This window comes from Micromonospora sp. NPDC048868, from assembly GCF_043198195.1.
Classification (GTDB): domain Bacteria; phylum Actinomycetota; class Actinomycetes; order Mycobacteriales; family Micromonosporaceae; genus Micromonospora; species Micromonospora reichwaldensis.
This window is the reverse complement of record NZ_JBICUN010000023.1, coordinates 1-24,661: the sequence shown is the minus strand read 5'-3', so window position 1 is coordinate 24,661 and position 24,661 is coordinate 1. Positions and strand designations below refer to the sequence as shown.

The 24,661-nt window shown below is 74.6% G+C and carries 20 protein-coding genes; 16 read left to right on the top strand and 4 right to left on the bottom strand.

Annotated features, from left to right (window positions below; genetic code table 11):
- Positions 1-2: 2 nt before the first annotated feature.
- Together ACGFNF_RS26690 and ACGFNF_RS26685 are read left to right on the top strand one after the other, a co-directional pair.
- Positions 3-440: a hypothetical protein gene (locus ACGFNF_RS26690; protein WP_393171526.1), complete on the top strand. Its 438-nt coding sequence runs from the start codon at positions 3-5 to the stop codon at positions 438-440.
- A gap of 78 nt (positions 441-518) precedes the next feature.
- Complete coding sequence (locus ACGFNF_RS26685) at positions 519-986, top strand: hypothetical protein (RefSeq protein WP_393171442.1); 468 nt, start codon at positions 519-521, stop codon at positions 984-986.
- A gap of 140 nt (positions 987-1,126) precedes the next feature.
- On the opposite strand, the gene ACGFNF_RS26680 is transcribed toward ACGFNF_RS26685, so the two are convergent.
- Positions 1,127-2,086: a GNAT family N-acetyltransferase gene (locus tag ACGFNF_RS26680; RefSeq protein WP_393171440.1), complete on the bottom strand. Its 960-nt coding sequence runs from the start codon at positions 2,084-2,086 to the stop codon at positions 1,127-1,129.
- A 79-nt stretch (positions 2,087-2,165) separates the two neighbouring features.
- Between ACGFNF_RS26680 and fdxA the strand changes: the two genes are divergently transcribed.
- The 6 genes from fdxA to ACGFNF_RS26650 all read left to right on the top strand — a co-directional run bounded on the left by fdxA (position 2,166) and on the right by ACGFNF_RS26650 (position 7,154).
- Positions 2,166-2,492 carry a ferredoxin gene (gene fdxA / locus ACGFNF_RS26675; protein ID WP_091422126.1) on the top strand — a complete coding sequence of 109 codons (327 nt, stop codon included), beginning with the start codon at positions 2,166-2,168 and terminating at the stop codon, positions 2,490-2,492.
- On the top strand, positions 2,489-3,595 hold the full coding sequence (dapC, locus tag ACGFNF_RS26670; protein WP_357577850.1) for a succinyldiaminopimelate transaminase: 1,107 nt from the start codon (positions 2,489-2,491) through the stop codon (positions 3,593-3,595). Before fdxA ends, dapC begins: the two co-directional genes overlap by 4 nt.
- Before the next feature lie 162 nt (positions 3,596-3,757).
- Complete coding sequence (locus ACGFNF_RS26665; protein ID WP_393171438.1) at positions 3,758-4,663, top strand: DUF4034 domain-containing protein; 906 nt, start codon at positions 3,758-3,760, stop codon at positions 4,661-4,663.
- Between the two features lie 86 nt (positions 4,664-4,749).
- Positions 4,750-5,775 (top strand): prephenate dehydrogenase, encoded by a 1,026-nt coding sequence (locus ACGFNF_RS26660; protein ID WP_393171436.1) that lies wholly within the window; start codon positions 4,750-4,752, stop codon positions 5,773-5,775.
- 84 nt (positions 5,776-5,859) lie between these two features.
- Positions 5,860-6,507: an SIMPL domain-containing protein gene (locus ACGFNF_RS26655; protein WP_393171434.1), complete on the top strand. Its 648-nt coding sequence runs from the start codon at positions 5,860-5,862 to the stop codon at positions 6,505-6,507.
- Positions 6,507-7,154: a nucleoside/nucleotide kinase family protein gene (locus tag ACGFNF_RS26650; protein WP_393171432.1), complete on the top strand. Its 648-nt coding sequence runs from the start codon at positions 6,507-6,509 to the stop codon at positions 7,152-7,154. The genes ACGFNF_RS26655 and ACGFNF_RS26650 overlap by 1 nt, the downstream gene beginning before the upstream one ends.
- 40 nt (positions 7,155-7,194) lie before the next feature.
- Here ACGFNF_RS26650 and ACGFNF_RS26645 read toward each other — a convergent pair whose 3' ends face one another.
- A complete protein-coding gene (locus ACGFNF_RS26645) occupies positions 7,195-7,752 on the bottom strand; it encodes a sugar O-acetyltransferase (protein ID WP_393171430.1) in 558 nt (185 codons plus the stop codon).
- Between the two features lie 98 nt (positions 7,753-7,850).
- Between ACGFNF_RS26645 and ACGFNF_RS26640 the strand changes: the two genes are divergently transcribed.
- Positions 7,851-11,216 (top strand): S8 family serine peptidase, encoded by a 3,366-nt coding sequence (locus tag ACGFNF_RS26640; protein WP_393171428.1) that lies wholly within the window; start codon positions 7,851-7,853, stop codon positions 11,214-11,216.
- 51 nt (positions 11,217-11,267) lie between these two features.
- Here ACGFNF_RS26640 and dapD read toward each other — a convergent pair whose 3' ends face one another.
- Complete coding sequence (dapD, locus tag ACGFNF_RS26635; RefSeq protein ID WP_151456225.1) at positions 11,268-12,224, bottom strand: 2,3,4,5-tetrahydropyridine-2,6-dicarboxylate N-succinyltransferase; 957 nt, start codon at positions 12,222-12,224, stop codon at positions 11,268-11,270.
- A 118-nt stretch (positions 12,225-12,342) separates the two neighbouring features.
- Here dapD and dapE point away from each other — a divergent pair, with 118 nt between their 5' ends.
- Entirely contained in the window at positions 12,343-13,416 is a 1,074-nt protein-coding gene (dapE, locus tag ACGFNF_RS26630) for a succinyl-diaminopimelate desuccinylase (RefSeq protein ID WP_393171426.1), read from the top strand.
- Positions 13,417-13,503: 87 nt separating this feature from the next.
- On the opposite strand, the gene ACGFNF_RS26625 is transcribed toward dapE, so the two are convergent.
- Positions 13,504-13,665: a hypothetical protein gene (locus ACGFNF_RS26625; protein ID WP_311414872.1), complete on the bottom strand. Its 162-nt coding sequence runs from the start codon at positions 13,663-13,665 to the stop codon at positions 13,504-13,506.
- A 275-nt stretch (positions 13,666-13,940) separates the two neighbouring features.
- On the opposite strand from ACGFNF_RS26625, the gene ACGFNF_RS26620 reads away from it, so the two are divergent.
- The 6 genes from ACGFNF_RS26620 (at position 13,941) to ACGFNF_RS26595 (ending at position 24,499) form a co-directional block, all read left to right on the top strand.
- Positions 13,941-14,801: a TIGR00730 family Rossman fold protein gene (locus ACGFNF_RS26620; RefSeq protein ID WP_357577793.1), complete on the top strand. Its 861-nt coding sequence runs from the start codon at positions 13,941-13,943 to the stop codon at positions 14,799-14,801.
- A gap of 1 nt (position 14,802) precedes the next feature.
- Positions 14,803-15,348, top strand: coding sequence for a TIGR00730 family Rossman fold protein (locus ACGFNF_RS26615; RefSeq protein WP_132231057.1), 546 nt, complete (start codon positions 14,803-14,805; stop codon positions 15,346-15,348).
- A gap of 72 nt (positions 15,349-15,420) precedes the next feature.
- On the top strand, positions 15,421-19,041 hold the full coding sequence (locus ACGFNF_RS26610) for an ATP-dependent helicase (RefSeq protein WP_393171423.1): 3,621 nt from the start codon (positions 15,421-15,423) through the stop codon (positions 19,039-19,041).
- 50 nt (positions 19,042-19,091) lie between these two features.
- Positions 19,092-22,538, top strand: a complete 3,447-nt coding sequence (locus tag ACGFNF_RS26605; RefSeq protein WP_393171421.1) for an ATP-dependent helicase — start codon at positions 19,092-19,094, stop codon at positions 22,536-22,538.
- A gap of 205 nt (positions 22,539-22,743) precedes the next feature.
- Positions 22,744-22,947, top strand: coding sequence for a cold-shock protein (locus ACGFNF_RS26600; RefSeq protein ID WP_007464836.1), 204 nt, complete (start codon positions 22,744-22,746; stop codon positions 22,945-22,947).
- 220 nt (positions 22,948-23,167) lie between these two features.
- The gene (locus ACGFNF_RS26595; protein WP_393171419.1) at positions 23,168-24,499 is read left to right on the top strand and encodes a DEAD/DEAH box helicase; all 1,332 of its coding nucleotides are present in this window, start codon (positions 23,168-23,170) and stop codon (positions 24,497-24,499) included.
- Positions 24,500-24,661 lie beyond the last annotated feature (162 nt).

The window sequence follows — 24,661 nt, the reverse complement described above, 5'->3', positions numbered from 1 at the left end:
CGATGTCGACCGCCCCGCAGGAGAGCGTCCCGCCGCCGTCCGGGCAGTCCCGGCGGCTGCTCGACCTCGCCCTGCGGGTGGCCGGCGGGCTGGTCGCCGTCCTCGCTGGGACGCTCACGGCGGTGCTGGAGCTGCTGCTGGCCACGGTTCGGGTCGGTGGGCACCTGATCGGCGTCTCGGTGCTCGTCGCGATCGCCGCGAACATCGCGCTGAGCTGGTTCGCGCACGAGGCCGTCGGTCGCCGGTGGGCCGTGGCGCTGCCCGCGACGCCCTGGTTCGTCCTGATGTCGGTGGCGGCGGTCCGCACCGCGGAGGGGGACCTGCTCGTCACCGGCGACAACTGGGTCGGCCTGGCGATGATCGTGGCCGGCGCGATGACCTTCGCGGTGATGGGTTTCCGGCAGATCCTGGCACCGCCACCGGTCCGGTCGGGGGACTGACGGCGCACAGGTTCCGATGGTAGACATTCCTGCCAGGAGGCCCGCCGCTCCGGCGGGCGGTACGGCGGGAGGCGTGCGATGAGTGAGCGGTGGCGCGCGATCGGAGTTCTCGCGGTCGCGTTGTTCGCGGTCAACGTGGTCGCCCGGCTGATCACCCGGTTCGGCTTCGACGGCGACGACACGGCCGCCGCCGACCGGGTGTCGCTGGGGATGTTCGTGGTGATCGGGCTGGCCCTGGCGGCGGTCGCCTTCGTGTGGGGCAGGCGTCGCCCCGTCTCGGCCTGGGGCGCGGACCTGGCCGCCGCGGTCGGGATCGCGCTGCTGCTGACGGTGCTGGTCGGGCCGCTGCTGGTCGGCGACAACCCGTTCGGCGGGGGCGCGGGCACCTTCTTCGCCCAGATCTGGCTCTACCTCGCGGCGGCCGGCGTGGGCGTGCTGCTCGGCTACCTGCTCCTCACGGCGCTGGGCCTCGACTACCGCTCGCAGTCCCTCAAGCGCTACGCCGAACTGAGGGCCACCAAGCCCCGCCGAGTAGTCCGCCGCTGACCCGCCCCACCCCTCTGACCTCGTTGATCATGAAGTTGTTGCCGCTGTAAGCGCTTTCCGGTGGCAACAACTTCATGATCAACGCTGCGGCGGGCGACGGCGCCGCGCGGCGGGGGCGGCGGACGGCGCGGAGGGCGCGGTCAGGGGGGTGGGGTGCGGGTCAGGTAGGTGTGGTGGGTGGTGAAGCCCAGGGCGCGGTAGAGGGTCACCGCCGGGGTGTTGCGCTGCTCGACCTGGAGGAAGGCGCGGGAGGCGCCGGTCGCGGCGCCCCAGTCGGCCAGCGCGCGGATGATCCGGCCCGCCAGGCCCTGTCGCCTCGCCTCGGGCAGCACCTCGATCAGGCTGAGCCCGAGCCAGCGGCCCTGCCCGGTGACCGTGCCCCGGCCGATGGCGAGCAGCGTGCCGTCGGCGTACACGTGGGCGAAGCGGACCTGGTCCACGGCGGTGAGCACGTGCCGGGCGGCGTCCGGCAGGCCGCCCTTGCGGCCGGCGGCGACGGTGAGCCAGTCGTCCGACGGCTCGGCGGTCAGCTCGACCGGCGGCGCTCCGGCGCGCTCCGGCGCGGCCGGCGGCAGCCCCGCCAGCGGCACCGTCTGCACCAGCACGGGCGGCCTGCCGACCCAGCCCCGGGCGTCCAGCTCCGCGCCCACCGGGGCGGCGAGCGGCAGCGGGGTGTTGACCATCGGCGGTCGACCGAGGTCGGCGTACCAGCGTTCCACCGCGTCGAGCGCGGCCGGCAGGGGCCGGTCCGGGTCGCCCACGGGCAGCGCCGAGTTGGCCCGGCCGGTCCAGCCGTCGGCGGCGCGCAGCCGCCAGTCGCCGAGCCGTCCCCGTACGGCGGCGGGCCACGCCTCGTCGGCGGCCAGTTCCAGCTCGACCACGGCCGCCGCGGTGGGTCGGCGGGCCGGCGGTACCCGCTTGGCCCGGTGCACCTCGGCCACGGGGACCTGGAGCCGGCCCTGCGCGGTGGCGAGTGTGAGATGGGTTTCGCTCAGCTCGACCAGCTCGCCGAGGGCGTCCGAGAAGAGCGGGCGACCTTCGCGAATGCCCACGATTCGGCGCACCACGATCCGGTGTCCCACATCCTGCTGTCGGAGCACGATCGACCCCCTCCCCGGCGAGATACTAGGCTCTAACCGTCGCGGGTGATCGCGGCGTGTCTTGCGGAGGAGAAGACCGGTGACCTACATCATCGCCGAACCGTGCGTGGATGTGCTCGACAAGGCTTGCATCGAGGAATGCCCGGTCGACTGCATTTACGAGGGCAACCGGATGCTCTACATCCACCCCGACGAGTGCGTCGACTGTGGGGCCTGTGAGCCGGTCTGCCCGGTCGAGGCGATCTTCTACGAGGACGACGTCCCGGAGCAGTGGAAGGACTACACCGGCGCCAACTACGAGTTCTTCGAGGAGCTGGGCTCGCCCGGCGGCGCCTCGAAGATCGGCAAGGTGGAGAAGGACGCGACCTTCGTCGCCGCGCAGCCGCCGCGCGGCGAGGGCCACTGAACCGGCCCGCGCCGGTCTCCTCGCGGCTGCCGGAGTTCACCTGGGACACCCTGGACGCCGCGGCCGCACTGGCCGCGGCGCATCCTGAGGGCCTGATAAACCTCTCCATGGGTACGCCGGTCGACCCGGTGCCCGAGGTGATCCGGCGGGCGCTGGCCGACGCGTCCAACGCGCCGGGCTATCCGCTGACCGCTGGCACGCCGGTGCTGCGCGAGACGATCGCGGCCTGGGTGGCACGGGCCTGCGGCGCCGGCGTCGACGGCCTCGGCGTGCTGCCGACGATCGGCTCCAAGGAACTCGTCGCCTGGCTGCCGACCCTGCTCGGGATCGGTCCCGGCGACGTCGTCGTGGTGCCCTCGATCGCCTACCCGACGTACGAGGACGGGGTCCGGCTCGCCGGCGCCACCGTCGTGCGTGCCGACTCGCTGACCGCCGTCGGGCCCACGTCCCGGGTGCGCCTGGTCTGGGTCAACTCGCCGGGCAACCCGACCGGCCGGGTGCTGCCGGCGGCCCACCTGCGCAAGGTGGTCGACTGGGCCCGGGAGCGCGGCGCGGTGGTCGCCAGCGACGAGTGCTACCTGCCGCTGGGCTGGGCCGCCGAGCCCGTCTCGGTGCTCTCGCCCGAAGTCTGCGGCGGCTCGTACGACGGGGTACTGGCCGTGCACTCGCTCTCCAAGCGGTCCAACCTGGCCGGCTACCGGGCGGGATTCGTGGCGGGCGACCCGGCACTGGTGGCGGAGCTGCTCAAGGTCCGCAAGCACGCCGGGATGATCGTGCCGGCGCCGGTGCAGGCGGCGATGGTGGCCGCGCTGCGCGACGAGCGGCACGCCGACGAGCAGCGGGAGCGCTACCGGGCCCGGCGGGACACCCTGCACGCCGCGTTCACCGACGCCGGCTTCACCGTCGAGCACTCCGAGGCCGGGCTCTACCTCTGGCTGACCCGGGGCGAGGACTGCTGGGAGACGGTCGACTGGCTGGCCCGGCGGGGCATCCTCGCGGCTGCGGGCGTCTTCTACGGCCCGGGCGGCCGGCAGCACGTCCGGGTGGCGCTTACCGAGTCCGACGAGCACGTGGCGGCGGTCGCCGGCCGGCTGCGCGCCTGACCGGTCTCGGCAGCCGATCAAGGGCTCGGCCGCCTCTCTTCCGCGGCCACAGGTGGACCTCTACGATCTGCGGCGGTGCTGCGGCGAGAGGAACACAACGAGATGCGGGTGCTTCGGCGTAGGACGCGGCGGCACGAGTGGGTACCGCCGGTGGATTGGGCGATGGGTGACCCCACCGCCCAAGCGCTGTGCGAGGCACTGCGACGGCAGGACTGGCGGACCGCGCGGGACGTGCTGATCCCGGTCACAGACCCGGATCACCATGCCTTCTGCCTCTGGGCCGCCTGCCGCGTGCCGAACGTGCAGGACTGGATTGGCGAGTGGCTGGATGCCGAGCCACGATCCACCCTCCCCCTGTTGGTGCGCGGAACGCACGCGGTGGACTGGGCGTGGGAGGCGCGTGGCGGCGCGTCGGCCTCCCAGACCAGCCGGGCCCAGTTCCGGGAGTTCCATCTGCGGCTGGCGCTGGCCGAGGAATGCCTGAGAGAGGTGGCCGCGCGGGACCCTGACGACACGACTGCCCGAGCGTTCCTGGTCACCACCGCACGCGGACTACAGGTGGACCGGAAGGAATCGCAGCGGCGGTTCGACGAGGTGGTGGCGAGGCACCCCTGGCACCGGCTGGCGCATGTCCAGATGCTCCAGTACCGGTGCGCGAAGTGGTTCGGCAGCCACGAGGAGATGTTCGGCTTCGCCCGTGCCGTGGCGGAGGAGGCGCCGCCCGGGACGGGGCTGGCACACCTCGTGGCGACGGCACATCTGGAGATGTGGCTCAGGCTGCCGGAGGACGAGGACGATCAGTATCTGGAACAGCCGGAGGTGCTCGACGAACTGCACCTGGCCGCAGATCGTTCGGTGCGCCACGTCGAGCACGGGCGGTACCCGGGGTGGCCCGCACCGCACAACGACTTCGCGATGTGCTTCGCACTGGGTGGCGACCGGCCTGCGGCGGCTGAACAGTTCCGGATCATCGGCGACTTGGTGACCCGGTCGCCCTGGGCGTACCTCGACGGTGACGACCCGGGCACCCCGTTCCTGCAGTGGCGGAACTGGGTGACCGGAAGCTGAGACTGATCGGACCGGGCGATATTCTCGGCCCCGGATCGACGCGGGGTGGGCGTGCCCCTCGCCTACAGTGAACGCCGAGGTGGCCGATGGTGCACGGGATCGGTGGCATGGCACGGGCTGGGGTGGTCGGCACCGGTCTGATCGGCGGCTCGGTCCTGCTCCGGCTGCGGGACGCCGGGCTCGATGTCAACGCGTGGGATCCGGATCCGACAACCCGGAGGTACCTCCAGGAACAGGGCTTCGCGTGCCCGGACACCGTCGAGGAGGCGGTCACGGACCGCGATGTCGTCTTCCTTTGCGGCCCGCTGCCCACCCTGCCTGAAATGCTGTGCCGGGTGGGTGTCGCCACTGCCGAGGAATGCGTACTGACCGACGTTGGCAGCACGAAGTTGGAGTTGGCCGCCTTCGCCACCGCGCAGGGCTTCGGGCATCGGTTCGTCCCTGGACATCCCATGGCCGGCGCGGACCGGGCCGGCATCACCTCGGCAAGCGCGGCGCTGCTCGACCGGGCCGCCTGGGTACTCTGCCCGGACCCGTCAGGGATGGCGGCGTTCCGTCGACTCGCTCCGCTGATCATCGAGGCGTTCCGGGCCAGGTTGGTGCCGATGTCACCGGCACAGCACGACACGGTGGTCGCGCTCTCCTCGCACGTGCCGCATCTGCTGGCCGGAGCGCTGGCGGGGGCGGTGCAGGAGGCGCCCCTGCGCGACGCAGTCCTGGGTTTGGCCGCCGGCAGCTTCCGTGATGGCAGCCGGGTCGCTGCCGCACCCGCCGAGCGCACTGCCAACATGCTGCTCAGTAACCAGGAGCGCGTGATTGAGGAATTGGCTCGGGTCACCGCGTTCCTCGAAGGTCTTGCCGAGGCGGTTCGGGCGGGCGACGTCGAGGCGCTCGCCTTGCAATACCGGAAGGCGGCGTCGGCGCGGGCCGCGCTGTCCGGGCGCCGGTTCGTCGCCGGGGAGCACAACTCCTCCGTCGCTGGCGACGTCGCTGCTGAGGTCGCTTACCTGTGGGGACTCGGGGCGGCCGGCGGATACCTGAGTGGGTGCCGTGTCCGTGCCGGCACGGTCTCGTACGTCGCACACCTCCCGGCGAATCCCGAACAAGCCTGAGCGGCTCTCCAGGTCGAGACTCAGGCCCTTACGGCATGGTGCGAGACAGGCGACGGCGGACGGGCATGCCGTTAGGGTGAGGGCATGGTGGACGGGCCGGTGGTGGCGGTGCGCGGCGAGGCGTACCGGGAGGTGGCTCCGGAGATCGCCCGGTTCACGGTGACGGCCAGGGCGCGCGACCGGGACCGCGAGGCCACCCTGACTCGGCTGGCCGAGCGGGCCGCCGCCGTCCGGGTGCTGCTCGACGGCGAGGGCCCCGGCATCGACCGGCGGGAGACCGGCGAGCTCCAGGTCAGGCCGGAGACCCGGCGCTCCGGCGAGCGGGTGGTGGCGTACAGCGGCAGCGTGACCACCACCGTGACGGTCAGCGACTTCACCGCGCTCGGCGAGCTGATGCTGCGCCTCGCCGACCAGGACCAGATCGAGGTGGCCGGGCCGTGGTGGTCGCTGCGGCCGGACAGCCCGGCCCACCGTGAGGCCCGGCATGCCGCGCTCGCCGACGCCCTGCTGCGCGCCCGCGAGTACGCGGAGGCCCTCGGCGCCCACGTGACCGCCCTGATCGAGCTGGCCGACGCGGGCGCGGCGGAGCAGCCGATGATGAGCCGGATGGCGTACGCGATGGGCGACGGCGCGGAGAGCGGCCCGCCGGAGCTGGAACTCGACCCGCAGCCGCAGACCGTGCACGCCGCGGTGCAGGCGCGGTTCGCGATCAGCGAGCCGGTACTCGGCTGATGACCGGCGCCCGGGTCGTCGGCACCGACGAGCTGGTGGCGCGGGCGCGGGCCCTCGCCGGGGCCGGCCCGCGGCAGCTGCTCGGCATCGCCGGGGCGCCCGGCGCGGGCAAGTCGACGCTGGCGGAGCGGATCGTCGAGGCGGTCGGCCCCACCGCCCGGCTGGTGCCGATGGACGGCTTCCACCTCGCGCAGGCCGAGCTGCGCCGGTTGGGCCGGGCGGAGCGCAAGGGTGCCGTCGACACCTTCGACGCCAACGGCTACGTCTCGCTGCTGCGCCGCCTGCACCGGCTGGAACCGACGGCGGTCTACGCGCCGGCGTTCCGCCGGGACCTGGAGGAGCCGGTGGCCGGGTCGATCGAGGTGCCGCCGTCGGTGCGGCTGGTGGTCACCGAGGGCAACTACCTGCTGGTGGCCGCCACGCCCTGGGACGAGATACGGCCGCTGCTGCACGAGGCGTGGTTCCTCGACCTGGACGCCGAGCTGCGGCTGCGCCGGCTGACCGCCCGGCACGAGTCGTACGGGCGGTCGGCGGAACAGGCCCGGGCGTGGGCGACGGGCAGCGACGAGGCCAACGCCACCCTGGTGGCCCCCACCGCGCACCGCGCCGACCTGGTCGTCCGGCTCGCCGAGCCGCCGCCGCTCTGAGGGGTCGGCCCTCGGCAGGCTGTCCGGCGGACTGACGCTGTCAGCCGAGCTGGCGTACGACGCGGGCCGGGTTGCCCACGGCGACCACGTTCGCCGGCAGGTCCTTCGTCACCACGGCGCCTGCGCCGACGACCGTGTTCTCCCCGACGGTGACGCCGGCGAGCACGATGGCCCCACCGCCGAGCCAGACGTTGTCGCCGATCGTGATCGGCTTGGCCCCCTCCCACTTGTCGCGGCGGGGCCCGGGTTCGACGGGGTGGGTGGGGGTGAGCAGCTGCACGTTCGGTCCGATCTGGACGTCGGCGCCGATGGTGATCGGGGCGACGTCGAGGAGGACCGCGTTGAAGTTGACGAAGCTGCGCGGCCCGATCCGGACCTGCCAGCCGTAGTCGACGTAGAGCGGTGGCCGGACGTAGGCGCCCTCGCCCAGCTCGCCGAGCAGGTCGCGCAGGGCCGCGAGCCGGGCCTCGGGGTCGGCGGCCGGACTGGTGTTGAAGGCTTCCATCAGCCGCGCGGCCCGGTCCAGGTCGGCGGCGATCTCCGGATCGTCGGCGATGTAGGGCTCGCCGGCGAGCATGCGTTCCTTCATGGATGTCACCGGTCGATCATCGCCGACGATCGGGCCCGTTCGTTGGCTGGTCCGTCAATTTTAGGACTTCATTTTGCATACTCGGTATGCAACTCTGATGACTGTCAATGCGTCTCTCCCTACAGGTAGTAACGCCCGACGAGGAGGATCCGTTGCAGCGAAGAAGAAAACTGGTTGGTCTCGGTCTGGTGCTCGGCATGGTGCTCGGCGCCCCCGGCATGGCCGTCGCCCAGAAGCCCACCGAACCGACAGTCCGTCCCGACGCGGCCCCGCCGTCCCGGGTGGGTGACGTCAGCCGCCCGGTCACCGTCACCCTGCTCACCGGCGACCGGGTCACCGTCAGCGGGACCCGGGCCAGTGTGCGACCCGCACCCGGGCGCGAGGACGTCCGCTTCCTGACCCGACGGGAGCGGGGGCACGTCTCCGTCGTGCCCGAGGACGCCGTGGCGCCCATCCGGGACGGGCGGATCGACCGGCGGCTGTTCGACGTCACCGAACTGGTCGCCGCCGGCTACGACGACGCCCGGCGCGACGACCTGCCCCTGCTGATCACCGGCAGCGCCGGCGCGGCCCGGCGCTCCGCCGTGCCCGCCGGGGTGACGGTCACCCGTGAGCTGCCCGCCGCCGGCGGGCTCGCCGCCACGGCGAGCAAGCGGCGGGCCGCCGAGGTCTGGGCGGCGGTCACCGCCGCCGGTGCGAGGGTCGGCGCGGCAGGGGGCGCCGACCGGATCTGGCTCGACGGCCGGCGGCAGCTCACGCTCGACCGCAGCGTGCCGCAGATCGGCGCGCCGGAGGCGCACCGGAACGGCTGGACCGGCCGGGGCATCCGGGTCGCCGTGCTGGACACGGGGATCGACGCGACCCACCCGGACCTGGCCGGTCGGGTGGCGCAGGTGCGCAACTTCACCGAGGAGTCCGCGCCGGGCGACGTCGTCGGGCACGGCACCCACGTCGCCTCGACCATCGCCGGCAGCGGCGCCGGCTCCGGCGGCCGGATGCGGGGCGTGGCCCCGGACGCGACACTTCTCGACGGCAAGGTCTGCGAGACGTACGGCTGCCCGGAGTCGGCGATCCTCGCCGGCATGCAGTGGGCCGCGGTCGAGCAGCGGGCCCACGTGATCAACCTCAGTCTCGGCGGCTTCGACACCCCGGAGGTCGACCCGCTGGAGGCGGCCGTCAACACGCTCACCGCGCAGACCGGCGCCCTGTTCGTGATCAGCGCCGGCAACTCCGGCAGGTTCGCGCCTGTCAGTTCCCCCAGCACGGCCGACGCCGCCCTCTCAGTGGGCGCCGTCGACCGGGACGACAGCCTCGCCGACTTCTCCAGCCGTGGTCCCCGCACCGGTGACGACGCGCTGAAGCCGGACATCACCGCCCCGGGGGTGGGGATCGTGGCGGCGCGCAGCCGCGACGGGGTGATCGGCGACCCGGCCGGGACCGGGTACGTGGCGATGTCGGGCACCTCGATGGCGGCCCCGCACGTCAGCGGCGCGGCGGCACTGATGGCCCAGATGCGGCCCGGCTCGAAGGCCGGCGAGATCAAGGCACTCCTGATGTCCTCGGCGAAGCCGGATCCCGAGCTGACCGCATACGAGCAGGGAGCCGGGCGGGTCGACCTGGCCAAGGCGACCTGGCAGTCGCTGACCAACGACCCGCCGAGCGTGTCGTTCGGGCGGACGCTCTGGCCGCACGGCGACGACGCCCCGGTCACCCGCACGGTGACCTGGCGTAACGACAGCGGGACCGCGACCGACCTGGAGCTGGCCGTCGAGGCGACCGGCCCGGACGGCAGGCCGGCCCCGGCCGGCATGTTCACTCTCGGCGCGACCCGGCTCAGCGTGCCGGCCGGCGGCACGGCGAGCACCACCGTCACCGCCAACACCCGTGTCGACGGCCCGGACGGCCACTACACCGGCCGGATCGTGGTCCGCGGCGACAACTTCCCGGCGGGCATCCCGCTGGCGGTGCACCGGGAGGTGGAGAGCTACACGGTGACCGCCCGGCACCTGAACCGCGCCGGCGCGCCCGCCGGCGAGCACAGCACCACGCTGGTCTCCCTCGACGAGCTGAACCCGTACGACCTGTACGACCCGGACGGCACCGCCGAGCTGCGGGTCCCCAAGGGCCGGTACGGGCTGGTCAGTTACGTGTTCGAGGTGGACGGCGACGAGTACACCGCGGCCACCCAGCTCGTCCAGCCGGAGTTGGTGGTCGGCGGGGACACGCGGATCACCCTCGACGCCCGACGGGGCAAGCCGGTCAGGATGAGCGTCCCGCAGCGCTCGGCCACCCCGGCGCTCGCCGTCATCGACGCCGGCTTCATCGCCGAGAACGGCAGCTACACCTTCGGCCTGCTGGACTCCGACTTCGACGGTCTCTTCACCGCAGGGCTCGGGAAGCCGGTGCCCGCAGAGCGGTTCGTCGCCACGGTCAGCGGCCAGTGGGCCGACCTGAAGGCGGCGAGCAGCCCCTACCTCTACGCCTTGAGTGAGGGCGTGCCGGGCCGGATGCCGACCGGCTTCGTCCGGCACTACCGGGCGAGCGACCTGGCCACCGTCACCCACCGGTTCAACGGCGGCAGCCCGGGGCTGGCCACCGATCGCCTGGTCTTCGCGCACCGGGAACCCGACCTCGGCGGCTGGGCGGTCGGCCTGCGCACCGCCACCCCCGGGCAACGGGTCGAGCACTACAACACCCGGGGCGTGCGCTGGTCCTCCGAGCTGGACTTCGGGGTGCCGACCGACGACGGCTGGCTCGACACCAAGGCGATCCTGTTCTCCGAGGAGCGGAGCCTGCGCGCCGGGCGGCACTACCGGGAGAGCTGGAACAGCGCGCCGTACGGGCCGTCGTTCCCGGAGGCGGGGATCGTCCGCCGGGGCGACCGCATCGAGGTGGGCCTGCCGCTGCACAGTGACGCCGAGGGGCACCCCGGCGGCTCGGTCGCCGACACCGCCCGCACCGCCCTCTACCGAAACGGGAAGCTGGTAGGGGAGCACGAGGAGCCGGCGTACGGCGGGTTCGACGTGCCGCCGGGCGCGGCCGACTACCGGCTGGAGACCTCGTCGAAGCGGAGCTTCACCGACCTCTCGACCGAGGTGTCGGCCACCTGGACGTTCCGGTCCCGGCACGTCGCCGGGGACGACCCGGCCGCGCTGCCGGCGTCGGCGATCCGGTTCGCGCCCCGACTGGACCGGGACAACGCCGCCCCGGCGGGCCGGAGCTTCGTGATCCCGGTGGCGGTGCAGCGGCAGCCGGGCGCGCCCCCGGCCCGGGTCGCCGCGTTGACCGTCGACGTCTCCTACGACGGCGGGAAGACCTGGCAGCGGGCTCGGATCCGTGGCGGCGGGGACGGCTGGACGGCCACCGTGCAGCACCCGGCCGGCACCGGACACGTCTCGCTGCGGGCCACCGCCCGGGACACCGCCGGTAACACGGTCACCCAGCGCGTCATCCAGGCGTACCGCCTGCGCTGAGGCGTACCCCCGCCGGGTCCGCGGCCGACCGCGGGCCCGGCGGGGCGACCGTCAGTCGTTGGCGTGCAGCGCGGCGTTCAGCTCGATGCCCCTGCCGCTGCGCTGCTTCGCCTCCAGCGCACCGGTGACCGAGTTGCGCCAGAACAGCAGGTTGTCCACCCCGGACAGCTCGCGGGCCTTGACCACCCGGCCGTCCGGCAAGGTGATCTTGGAGGCGGCGGTGATGTAGCAGCCGGCCTCCACCACGCAGTCGTCGCCGAGCGAGATGCCCACACCGGCGTTCGCGCCGACCAGGCTGCGCTCGCCGATGCGGACCCGGTCGGTGCCACCGCCGGAGAGGGTGCCCATGATCGAGGCGCCGCCGCCGATGTCGGAGCCGTCGCCGACGACCACGCCCTGCACGATCCGGCCCTCGACCATCGAGGTGCCGAGCGTGCCGGCGTTGAAGTTGACGAAGCCCTCGTGCATGACGGTGGTGCCGGCCGCCAGGTGCGCGCCGAGGCGCACCCGGTCGGCGTCGGCGATCCGCACGCCCGACGGCACCACGTAGTCGGTCATCCGGGGGAACTTGTCCACCCCGTAGACGGCCAGGTGGCGGCCGGCGGCCCGCTCGATGACCCGCAGCTCGTCGACCCGCTCCGGGGGGCACGGCCCGGCCGAGGTCCAGGCCACGTTCGCCAGCTTGCCGAAGATGCCGTCGAGGTTGAGCTCGTTGGGGCGCACCAGGCGGTGGGAGAGCAGGTGCAGCCGCAGGTACGCGTCGGCGGCGTCCTTGATCGGCTCGTCCAGCGAGCCGATCACGGTGACCACCTGGACGGTACGCAGCCCGGGCAGCGCCCGGTCGCCGACCGCCCCCGGGGGCAGGTCCAGCACGTCCGCCTCGTCCTCGCCGGCGACCAGCGGCAGCTCGCCGAGGCCCAGCTTGCCCGTCGGATACCAGGTGTCGAGCACCTGGTCGTCAGCGGTAACGGTGGCCAGGCCGATGCCCCAGGCGGATTCGGACGTCACTGATCTACCTCTCGTTCGTGCTGCGGGCCGGCGAGCCCTCCGCGTCCCGCGTCCCGCGCGGGCCGCCCCGGAACGCTCGCTCCACGCGCTCGCCGGATCTGACGGTACCGTGCGAACCATGGAGAACCCGCTGACCCCCGAGGTCCTGGCCGATCCGGTGGCGCTGACCCGCGCACTGGTCGACATGGAGTCCGTGTCCCTCAACGAGAAGGCGATCGCCGACTGCGTGGAGGAGGTGCTGAGGGGCGTACCGCACCTGACCACGTACCGGCACGGCAACACGGTGATGGCGCGGACGGACCTGGGCCGCGACCAGCGGGTGGTGCTCGCCGGTCACCTGGACACGGTGCCGCTGAACAACAACTTCCCGTCGACAATGCGCGGCGACCTGATGTACGGCTGCGGCACCTCGGACATGAAGTCCGGGGTGGCCTTCGCGCTGAACCTGGCGGTGAGCCTGCCGGACCCGCGCTACGACGTGACGTACTTCTTCTACGAGGCGGAGGAGATCGAGTCGAAGTACAACGGCCTCTTCCTGGTCGCCGACGCGTACCCGCAGTGGCTGGAGGCCGACTTCGCGCTGCTGCTGGAGCCGACGCACGGCATCGTCGAGGCGGGGTGCCAGGGCACCATGCGCGGGGTCGTGACCACCACCGGCGTACGCGCCCACTCGGCCCGTTCCTGGCACGGGGTGAACGCGATCCACGCGGCCGGCGAGGTGCTCGACCGGCTGACCAACTACGAGGCGCGGCGGGTGACCATCGACGGCTGCGACTACCGGGAGGGGATGAACGCGGTCCGTATCCACGGCGGCGTGGCCGGCAACGTGGTGCCCGACCGGTGCGAGGTCGAGGTCAACTACCGGTTCGCGCCGGACCGGACCCCGGCCGAGGCCGAGGCGCACCTGCGCGAGGTCTTCGCCGGCTTCGACGTGCGGGTCACCGATTCGGCCGCCGGCGCCCCGCCCGGGCTGGACGCGGCACCCGCCAAGGAGTTCCTCGCCGCGGTCGGTGCCGCGCCGATCGGCAAGCTGGGCTGGACGGACGTGGCCCGGTTCGCCGCGATGGGCATCCCGGCGCTGAACTTCGGCCCCGGCGACCCCAACCTGGCCCACCACCCGGACGAGCACGTGGAGATCAGCAAGATCCGGGAGGGCGCCGTCACCCTGCGCCGCTGGCTCGCCTCCTCCTGACGCTCCCGCGCGGGGCGCCCCCCGCATGACGGAAGGTCCGCGTCGGACGACGCGGACCTTCCGGTGTTCCCGGTGTCGTCGGTGCGGTCAGACGGTGGTGGACGCGTCGGCGGCGGGCCGGGCGTCGGTCTGGCTGCCCTGGTCGGTGGACGGTTCCATCAGGCGGGCGCGGCGGCGCTCGGCCACCACGTCGCGGATGCGGCGCTGCATCTGCCGCCGGATCCGGATCATCTCGCTGTTGCTGATCACGCTGACTCCTCCCCCGAAGGCGCGCGCCGGGGCATACCCGGTATGTGAATAGTAAGACGCCCGTGCGACCGAATTAGTTGCCCAAGATCCGGAAAAATATTTCCGATCGTCGCCCGGCCCGTCTCCGCCCGCCGCCCGAGGCCGTGCCGTCCGCCGCCCGGGGCCGCGTCCTCCGCCGCCCGGGGGCGTGTCGTTCGTCGCCTTGGCCGTCACCTGCGGCGGCCCGGCTAACGGTGCGTGCACCTGGCGGGTGCGGCTCCACTACGGTTGCTCCCATGGGTCAGAGCAACGGGCGGGAGGCCGGCCGCGAGCCGGGACAGGAACGGCACCGGGGGGCCGTGACGCTGCGTCGGCAGGCGTTGACGGGCAGCACCGCCGACCAGCGCCTGCTCGATTCGCGGGGGCGTGAGGACTGGAAGACCAAGGACGCCTGGCGGGCGCTGCGCATCCTCTCCGAGTTCGTCGAGGGCTTCGACACCCTCGCCGACCTGCCCTCGGCGGTCAGCGTGTTCGGTTCCGCCCGCAGCCACCCGGAGAGCCCCGAGTGCCAGCTGGCCGAGGCGGTGGGCGCTGCCCTGGCCCGGGCCGGCTACGCGGTGATCACCGGCGGCGGGCCGGGCGTGATGGAGGCGGCCAACCGGGGCGCCAGCGAGGCCGGTGGGCTGTCGGTCGGCCTCGGCATCGAGCTCCCCTTCGAACAGGGGCTCAACGACTGGGTCGACCTGGCCATCGACTTCCGCTACTTCTTCGCCCGCAAGACCATGTTCGTCAAGTACGCCCAGGCGTTCGTCGTGCTGCCCGGCGGGTTCGGCACCATGGACGAGCTCTTCGAGGCGCTCACCCTGGTGCAGACCGGCAAGGTGACCCGGTTCCCCGTGGTGCTGATGGGCGCCGACTACTGGAGCGGCCTGCTCGACTGGCTGCGCGACACGATGGCCGCCGACGGGAAGATCGGCCCCGTCGACCTGGAGCTGATCTGCGTGACCGACGACGTCGACGCGGCGGTCCGGCACATCGTGGAGGCCGAGGCCGCCCTCAACGTCGAGCAGGAGGCCGTCCGCGAGGAGGCGGTCGCCGTCACCGCCGCCGACCAGCAGGCCGCCGCCGAGGCGGGCGACGAGAACCGGAAGCGCTGACATGGCGGCGATCTGCGTGTTCTGCGCCTCCTCCCGTACCCTCGACCAGCGCTGGCTGGACCTCGCGGCCGAGACGGGCGCGGAGATCGCCCGGCGCGGGCACACCCTCGTCAGCGGCGGCGGGTGCGTCGGCATGATGGGCGCGCTGGCGGACGGGGCGCGGGCGGCCGGCGGCCGGACGGTCGGGGTGATCCCGCAGTCGCTTGTCGACCTGGAGGTCGCCGACCTGGCGTCGGACGAGTTGCTCGTCACCGACTCGATGGCCAGCCGCAAGACCCTCATGATCGACAAGTCGGACGCGTTCCTCACCCTGCCGGGCGGGCTCGGCACCCTCGACGAGCTGTTCGAGGTCTGGACGACCGCCACCCTGGCCCTGCACGCCAAGCCGATGGTGCTGGTCGACACCGACGGCTTCTACCGTCCGGTGCTCGACTGGCTGGGCGCGCTGGCCGACCAGACCTTCCTCAAGCCCGCCGGCCTGGGCCTGCTCACCGTGACCGACACGGTCCCCGCCGCCCTGGACACCCTGGAACTCCAGCTCCTCTGACGGGGGAGTGTGGGTTGGTCCCCGGCGGGGTGGCGGGGCGGGGGTGTCGTACCGGCGTGGTGGGATGGACGGATGCAGGCGTACCGGCTGGTGCGCCGGCCTGCCGAGGCGGTCCGGGGGGACCACCGGCCCGGCGGGCCGGCCCGGGGGGACGGTCGGTCCGGGGGGCCGACCGGGGGTGAGCGGCGGTCCGGGGGGCCGGCCGACGGGGACGCGCACCCTGGGGCGGCGCGGCTGGCCGATCCGCGCCAGGTCGAGATCGTGGCGCACACCGACGGGCCGATGCTGGTGCTCGGCGGTCCCGGCACGGGCAAGACCGCCACGCTGGTCGAGGCCGTCGCCGCGCGGGTGGCCGAGGGCGTCGACCCGGAGCGGATCCTGGTGCTCACCTTCGGCCGCCGGGGCGCCACCGCGCTGCGTCAGCGGATCGAGGCCCGCGTCGCCGAGGGCGGGCACCGCGTGCTGCGCGAGCCGCTGGTGCGCACCCTTCCGGCGTACGCCTTCGGGCTGCTGCGGCGGGCGGCGGCCGAGCGCGGCGAGCCGTCCCCCCGGCTGCTCACCGGGCCGGAGCAGGATCTGATCATCCGCGAGCTGCTCGACGTGGTCGGCGAGGCGCCCGACGACGACCCGGTCGGCTGGCCGGAGGACCTGCGCCCCGCGTTGCGCACCCGGGCCTTCGCGGCGCAGCTGCGCGACCTGCTGATGCGCGCCGCCGAGCGGGGCGTCGGCCCCGTCGAGCTGGCCCGGCTGGGCGAGAAGCTCGGCCGCGCCGACTGGCCCGCCGCCGCGCGTTTCCTGCGGGAGTACGTGGCCGTGCTCGCCCTGCGCGACGTCAGCAACCGCGGCTCCGTCGCGTACGACCCGGCCGAGCTGGTCCGCGCCGCCACCGGGATGCTGCTCGACGACCCCGAGCTGCTCGCGGCCGAGCGCCGGCGGCTGGCGTACGTCTACGTCGACGAGTTGGCCGACACCGACCCGGCCCAGCAGGACCTGCTCGCGACGGTGGCCGGGGGTGGCAAGCCCCTGGTCGCGTTCGCCGACCCGGATTCGTCCACGTACGCGTTCCGGGGCGCCGACCCGGCGGGGGTGGCGACGTTCCCGCACCGCTTCCGCACCGCCTCGGGTGCGCCCGCGGCGCAGGTGGTGCTCACCACGTCCTACCGGGCCGGTGCCCGGCTGCTCGCCGCGTCCGGCCGGCTGGCGCGGCGGCTGCGCGGCCCGGCGGCGCACCGTTGGCTGCACCCGCTGCCCGACGCGCCCCCCGGCGCGGTCGAGGTACGCACCTTCCGCTCGGCCACCAGCGAGGCGGCCTGGCTGGCGCACGCCCTGCGCGAGGCGCACCTGCTCGGCGGCGTGCCCTGGTCGGAGATGGCCGTGCTGGTGCGCTCCACCGGGCGGCAGCTGCCCTCGCTGCAACGTGCCCTGCACGCCGCCGGGGTGCCCACCGTCGTGCACGGCGAGGACCTGCCGCTGCACCTGCAACCGGCGGTCGCGCCGCTGCTGCTCCTGCTGCGCTGCGCCCTGGAGCCCGAGCGGCTCGACGAGGAGGCCGCCGTGGCGCTGCTGCACTCGCCGCTCGGCGGCGCCGATCCGCTGGCCGAGCGGCGGCTGCGGCAGGGGCTGCGCGCGCTGGCGCTGGCCGGCGGCGACCGCCGGCCCTCGGGCGAGCTGATCGTGGAGGCGCTGCGCGACCCGGCCGGGTTGGCCGGGATCGAGCGGCACTGGGCGGAGCCGGCGCAGACGGTGGCCGGTCTGCTTGCCGTGGCCCGGGAGTCCGCCGCGCGGCCCGGCGCCACGGCGGAGGACGTCCTCTGGGCGGTGTGGCGGGCCAGCGGGCTCGCCGAGCTGTGGTCCGCGGCGACCGGCCGCGGCCAGACGGTGACCGGCGAGGGCGACGTCGCGCGGCGCCGCCGCGCCGAGGCGGCCGACCGCGACCTCGACGCCGTGATGGTCCTCTTCGACGCGGCGGCCCGGTTCACCGACCGGCTGCCCGGCGCGCGTACGGAGGTCTTCCTCGACCACGTCCTCGGCCAGGACCTGCCGGCCGACACCCTCGCCCCGACCGCCGACCGGGGGGAGGCGGTACGGCTGCTCACCGCCCACGCCGCGAAGGGGCTGGAGTGGGATCTCGTGGCGGTCGCCGGGGTGCAGGAGGGCGTCTGGCCCGACCTGCGCCTGCGCGGCAGCCTGCTCGGCTCGGAGCGCCTGGTCGACGTGCTCGCCGGCCGGACGGCCGGCGCGGGCGTGGTGGCGGCCCTGGTCGGGCAGACCTCGGCGCTGCTCGACGAGGAGCGCCGGCTGTTCCACGTCGCGGTCACCCGGGCCCGGCGATGGCTGCTGGTCAGCGCGGTCGCCTCCGCCGCGGTGGGCGGCGACGACCACGAGGAGCAGCCGAGCCGCTTCCTCTACGAGCTGGGCCCCACCGACCCCACCGACCCCACCGACCCGTCCGGCCCGCCGGACCCGTCCGGTCCGCCGGACCCGTCCGGTCCGCCGGATCCCACCGCCCCGACCGGCCGCGCCGGCTCCACCGCGCCTTCCGTGCCGGGTGACGGTCCACCGCCTCCGGGGAGCCGACGCCCGGCCGGCGTCGCAGCGCGGCCGGACGGGAACGCGCCGCAGCGTCCGGAGGAAGGTGGTCCCTCCGCCGAGGAGGAGCCGGATCGGCCGGGGGCCCTGCCGGTGAGCCGGCCGCCCCGGGCGCTGACCCTGCCGGCGCTGGTGGCGGAGCTGCGTACCGCCGTCAGCGACCCGGCCGTGTCCTACGCCCGGCGGCAGGCGGCGGCTGCCGAGCTGGCCCGGCTCGCCGCCGCCGGGGTGGCCGGCGCGCACCCGGACGACTGGTGGGGGCTGCGGCAGCTCTCCGACGACCGCCCGCTGGTCGACGAGGGGGAACCGGTCCGGGTCACCCCGTCGGCGATGGAGAGCGCGCTGCGGTGCAGCCTGCGCTGGCTGCTGGAGCGGCACGGCGGCAGCCCGCCGGCCAGCGCCGCCCAGGGCGTCGGCAACCTGGTGCACGCCGCCGCGATGCTCGCCGAGGACGCCAGTGCGGACCGGGGCGCGCTGCTGGACTACGTCGCCGCCCGGTTCGACGTCATCGAGCTGGCCGCCCGCTGGATGGTCGGTCCGGAGCACAGCCGCGCCGAGGCGATGGTGGACAAGCTGCTCCGCTGGCTGGCCGCGAATCCGCGCCGGCTGCTCGCCATCGAGCACGAGTTCGCGGTACGCCTCGACGACCCGCACCGGCCGGTCGAGCTGGTCGGCCGGGTGGACCGGCTGGAGGTCGACGAGGACGGCCGGCTGGTCGTCATCGACCTGAAGACCGGCAAGTCCACCGCCGTCACGGCCAACGACCTCGCCGAGCACCCGCAGCTCGGCGCCTACCAGGCGGCGGTGGAGGCGGGGGCCTTCGCCGACTTCGGCGAGGAGTCCGGCGGCGCGGCCCTGGTGCAGCTCGGCACCGGCGCGAAGGACGCGAAGGAGCAGAGCCAGGCGCCGGCGGGGGAGGGCCCGGAGGCCGGCTGGGCGACCGCGCTGGTGCGACGCACCGCGGATACGATGGCCGCCGCCACCTTCGCCGCGGTCGCCAACTCCAAGTGCCGGGTCTGCCCGGTGCGTACGAGCTGCCCGGTGTCCGGGCAGGGCCGCCAGGTGGTCGAGCCGCCGACCACCCGTCGTCCGGAGCGCCCGTGAGCGTGAGGAGTGAGCTTGCGAGCCCCGCAGTCGCGAACTGAGATCACTCAGTGACGCAGCCCGCCCTGTTCAGCAGCGCGACCCCGACGCCCCGGGTCGCCGACGCCGGCCCCCGCTACACGCCGGTGGAGCTGGCGAAGCTGCTGCGGCTGCCCGCGCCGACCCGGGAACAGGCCGCGATCATCGCCGCGCCCGTCGAGCCGCTGCTGGTGGTCGCGGGCGCCGGGTCGGGCAAGACGGAGACGATGGCCGCCCGGGTGGTCTGGCTGGTCGCCAACTCGCACGTGCGGCCGGAGCAGGTGCTCGGGCTCACCTTCACCCGCAAGGCCGCCGGAGAGCTGGCGCACCGGGTGCGTACGCGGCTGGACCAGTTGGTGCGGCGGCTCGGGCGGCGGGGGCGCGACCCGCTCGACGATCCGCTGGCGGGGGAGCCGACGGTCTCCACCTACCACTCGTACGCGGGCCGGATCGTTACCGAGCACGGGCTGCGGGCCGGTTACGAGCCGTCCACCCGGCTGCTCACCGAGGCGTCCCGCTGGCAGTTGGTCGACCTGCTGGTGCGCAACTACGACGGCGACATGTCCGAGGTGGACCGGATGCCGAGCACCGTCACCGACGCGGTGCTGGCGCTCGCCGGGGAACTCGACGAGCACCTGGTCGACCCCGACGCGCTGGCCGCGTGGACGGGCCGCTTCTTCGCCGAGGTGCAGGCGCGTCCCGGCCGGGTCTACGCCGACGTGCGCAAGGCGCTGCAACTCCAGCAGATCCGCCTGAAGCTGCTTCCGCTGGTGCGCGCGTACGCCCGGCGCAAGGAGGACTTCGAGGCGATGGACTTCGCCGACCAGCTCGCGCGGGCGGCCCGGGTCGCCCGCGACCATCCGGGCGTCGGCGAGATCGAGCGGGACCGGTTCCGGGTGGTGCTGCTGGACGAGTACCAGGACACCAGCCACGCCCAGGTGGTGCTGCTCAACGCGCTCTTCGGCGGCGGGCACCCGGTGACGGCGGTCGGCGACCCCTGCCAGTCGATCTACGGCTGGCGCGGGGCGAGCGCCGGCACCCTGGACCGGTTCCCCACGGAGTTCGCCCGCGCGGGCGGTGCGCCGGCCGAGGTGCTCGGCCTCACCACGAGCTGGCGCAACCGGCCCGAGATCCTCGGTGTCGCCAACGCGCTGGCCACCCCGCTGCGGGCCGCCGGCGCCCGGGTGCCGGAGCTGCGCGCGGCGATGAGCGTCAAGGAGCCGGTCCCGCACCGCAGCGCCCGCGGCGCCGCCGGCGGCACCGTCCACTGCGCCCTGCTGCGGACGTACGCCGACGAGGCCGACTGGATCGCCGACAGCGTGCTGCACGCCTGGCGCGGCGCGGCCGGGATGCCCGGCGTGCTGCCCGAGCACATCCCGGTGCCGCTGCGGCCCACGACCGCCGTGCTCGTGCGGCTGCGCAGCCAGATCCCGGCGATCGAGTCGGCGCTGCGTGAGCGCGGCCTGCCGGTCGAGGTGGTGGGCCTGGGCGGTCTGCTGGACACCCCCGAGGTGCGGGACGTGGTGTGCACGCTGCGGGTGTTGGCCGACCCGACGGACGGGGCCGCGCTGCTGCGGCTGCTGACCGGCGCGCGCTGGCGGATCGGGCCCCGTGACCTGGTGGCCCTGCACCGCCGGGCGAAGTCCATCGCGGCGGCCCGGCGCAGGCTCGCCGACGACGGCACCCCGGAGATCAGCCCGGACCTGCTCGACGAGGCGACCCTGGTGGAGGCGCTGGCCGACCTGGGCCCGGCGCAGGCGTACTCGGCGGAGGGCTACGCGCGGCTGCGGGCGTACGCCCGGGAGCTGGGCCTGCTGCGCTACCGGCTGGACCAGTCCCTGCCGGAGCTGATCGCGGACATCGAGCGGACGATCGGCCTGGACGTGGAGGTGGCGGTGCGGGCCGGCCGGGACGGGGCCGGGGACGCCGGCCTGGCGCGGGGCCACCTGGACGCGCTCGGCGACGTCGCCGCCCGGTTCAGCGGGGAGACGCCGGGCGCCACCCTGTCGGGGTTCCTGGCCTACCTGGCCGCCGCCGAGGACGAGGAGCGCGGCCTCACGCCGGGCGAGGTGGAGGTGGTCGAGGGGGCGGTGCAGATCCTCACCGCGCACGCCGCGAAGGGCCTGGAGTGGGACGTGGTCGCGGTGGCCGGGCTGAGCCGGGGCGTCTGGCCGGGGCCGGTGCGCAACTCCGACCACTGGCTCGGCGGGCTGGGCGTGCTGCCGTTCCCGTTGCGCGGCGACGCCGACGGGCTGCCGGAGCTGGGCCTCGACGAGGCCGAGGACCAGCGGGGCGTGGCCCGGGCGCTGGAGGACTTCACCGACGCCTGGCGGGCGCACGACGAGCGGGAGGAGCGCCGGCTGGCGTACGTGGCGGTGACCCGCCCCCGGCGGCTGCTGCTCTGCTCCGGCTACTGGTGGGGGGAGGGCACCAAACGGCCGCGCGGCCCGTCGGTGCTGCTGCGGGAGGTGCACGACGCCTGCCTGGACGCCCGCGCCGGGCACCTGGTGGACGAGTGGGCGCCGGAGCCGCCGGGCGACGCGGTCAACCCGACGACCGAGGTGGTGCTGCGCGCCGAGTGGCCGGCCGACCCGCTGGGCGCCCGCCGGCCGGCGCTGGCCGAGGCGGCGGCCCTGGTCCGCCGCTTCCTCACCGACGGCGACCCGGCCGCCCGCCCGCTGTCCGACGGCGAGACCGCCGAACGGGCGCCGTCCGGCGACGACGACACCGCCGGGGTGGGCGCGGACCCGACGGCCGACGACGCGGACGTGGCGCGGTGGCGGCGGGAGGCCGACCTGCTGCTCGCCGAGCGGGCCGAGCTGACCCGGCAGTCCGGCGCCGTCGAGGTGGCCCTGCCCGGCCAGCTGTCGGTGACCCAGTTGGTGGCGCTGCGCCGGGATCCGGCGGCGCTGGCCCGCGCGCTGCGCCGCCCGGTGCCCACCGAACCCAATCCGTACGCCCGCCGGGGCACCGCCTTCCACACCTGGCTGGAGCAGCGGTTCGGCGCCGACCGGCTGCTCGACCTGGACGAGCTGCCGGGTGCGGCGGACGCGGACGCGGCGCCGGACGAGGCGTTGGCCGAGCTCCAGGAGCGCTTCCTGGCCAGCGAGTGGGCCGAGCGGGTGCCGGTCGAGGTGGAGGTGCCCTTCGCCACAGCGATCGCCGCAGTGGTGGTCCGGGGGCGGATGGACGCCGTCTTCGCCCGGCCGGGCGGGCGGTTCGACGTGGTCGACTGGAAGACCGGCCGGCAGCCCGACGGCGCCGCCGCCGAGGTGGCCGCCGTGCAGCTCGCGGTCTACCGGCTGGCCTGGGCGGAGCTGGCCGGCGTGCCGGTGGAGCGGGTCGGCGCGGCGTTCCACTACGTGCGGGACGGGGTCACGGTCCGCCCGACGGACCTGCTCGACGCGGACGGGCTGACCGCGCTGATCGCCTCCGTACCGGAAATCCCGGCAGACGGTGGTGCCGGGACGAATCCGTGATAGGTTGGTCGCGTTGCAGTTATGGTTCCCAGAGACTCTGTGTGCGCCTGGAGGATTGTGGCCCAGGCGCTCTTTGTTGTGTCCGGAGTTCTCCGGGCGGGGCGACCAGAAGCGACAAGCGAGCCAGGCAGTTCCGCGTGGCGCGCTCCTCTTCGAGCCCGCAACAAGTGCGGGTTCGACGTTCCGTCAAGGAGACGAAACAAAAATGGCTATTGGCACCGTCAAGTGGTTCAACGCTGACAAGGGCTTCGGCTTCATCACCCCGGACGGCGGCGGCGCCGACGTCTTCGCCCACTTCTCGGCGATCCAGTCCTCCGGCTACCGGAGCCTGGACGAGAACCAGCGGGTCGAGTTCGAGGTGACCCAGGGCCAGAAGGGCCCGCAGGCGGAGAACATCCGCCCGCTCTGATCTTCGGATCGTCCAGTAACACCCATCGCGCCCTCCGGGTGTGGTGACGGGACCGGCCCGCCGCACCGTCGACCTGCGTGAGCAGGCGGCGAACGGCGGCGGGCCGGGGCCCGTACCCCTTTCGGTTCGTGCTTGTGAGTCACCCGCGGCTGGTCCGCCGGTGACAGCGCCGCCTCCGGCGCCCTCCCTCGACACGTGCCGCGTCGAGGAAGGCTTCCGCATGACCACTGTCGTACCCTCTTTCGCCCTCACCGGGCTGGCCCCGGCGCTGCTCGCCGAGCTGACCGCCCAGGGCATCACCGAGCCGTTCCCGATCCAGTCGGCGACCCTGCCGGACTCGCTCGCCGGCCGGGACGTGCTCGGCCGGGGCCGCACCGGCTCCGGCAAGACGCTCGCCTTCGGGCTTCCCCTGCTGTCCCGCATCGCCGGCCGCCGGGCCCGCCCGGGCCGACCGCTGGCCCTGGTGCTGGTGCCCACCCGTGAGCTGGCCCAGCAGGTCACCACCGCGCTCGACCCGTACGCCCGCGCCGTCGGGCTGCGCTGCGCCACCGTCGTCGGCGGGCTCTCCCTGCAACGCCAGGCGGACGCCCTGCGCGCCGGCGCCGAACTGGTCGTGGCCACCCCCGGCCGGCTGCACGACCTGATCAACCGCGGCGACGCCCGGCTGGACCAGGTCGGCATCACCGTGCTCGACGAGGCCGACCAGATGGCCGACATGGGCTTCCTGCCGCAGGTCACCAAGCTGCTGGAGCAGGTCGCCCCGAACGGGCAGCGGATGCTCTTCTCGGCCACCCTCGACGGCGGCGTGGACAAGCTGGTGCGCCGCTTCCTCAGCAACCCGGTCTCGCACTCGGTCGACCCGGGCACCGCCACGGTGACCGCGATGACCCACCACGTGCTGCACGTCGACGCGGTGGACAAGCCCACCGCGCTGACCTGGATCGCCGCCCGCGAGGGCCGCACCATCCTGTTCATGGGCACCAAGCACCGCGCCGACCGGCTCGCCCGCCAGTTGCTGGCCAAGGGGGTACGCGCGGCCGCGCTGCACGGCGGCAAGTCGCAGCCGCAGCGCACCCGGATCCTGGAGCAGTTCCGCACCGGGCAGGTGACGGCGCTGGTCGCCACCGACGTGGCGGCCCGGGGCATCCACGTCGACGGGCTCGACATGGTGGTCAACGTGGACCCGCCCACCGAGGCGAAGGACTACCTGCACCGTGGTGGGCGTACCGCCCGGGCGGGGGAGTCCGGCACGGTCGTCACCCTGGTCCTGCCGGAGCAGCGCCGGGACGTGTCCCGGCTGATGTCGACCGCCGGCATCCGTCCCGAGTCCGTCCAGGTGCGCCCCGGCGACGAGGCCCTGGCCCGGGTGACCGGCGCCCGGGAGCCGTCCGGCGTGCCGGTGACGATCGCGCCGCCCGCGCCGCAGGCCGCCTCCGCCGGGTCTGCCGGCGGCCGGTCGGCCGGCCGCGCCGGTGAGGGCGCCCGGGCTCCGCACCGCGCCTCGGGGCGGCCCCGCCGCTCGCGCCGCCCCCGCACCCCGCACGCCTCCTGACCAACCCCTCCGCGTTCCGCTCTCCCGTCGGGGGCCGGGCCCCCCGCCCCGCGCCCCCCGCGGGGGGGGGGAAAAGCGCACCGTTCGTACGATGGGGGGCGGTTTTAGCCGCCGGGGGGGGGGGAAGCTGGGGGGGGGGGGCGATGCCGGGGGGGCCCCCCC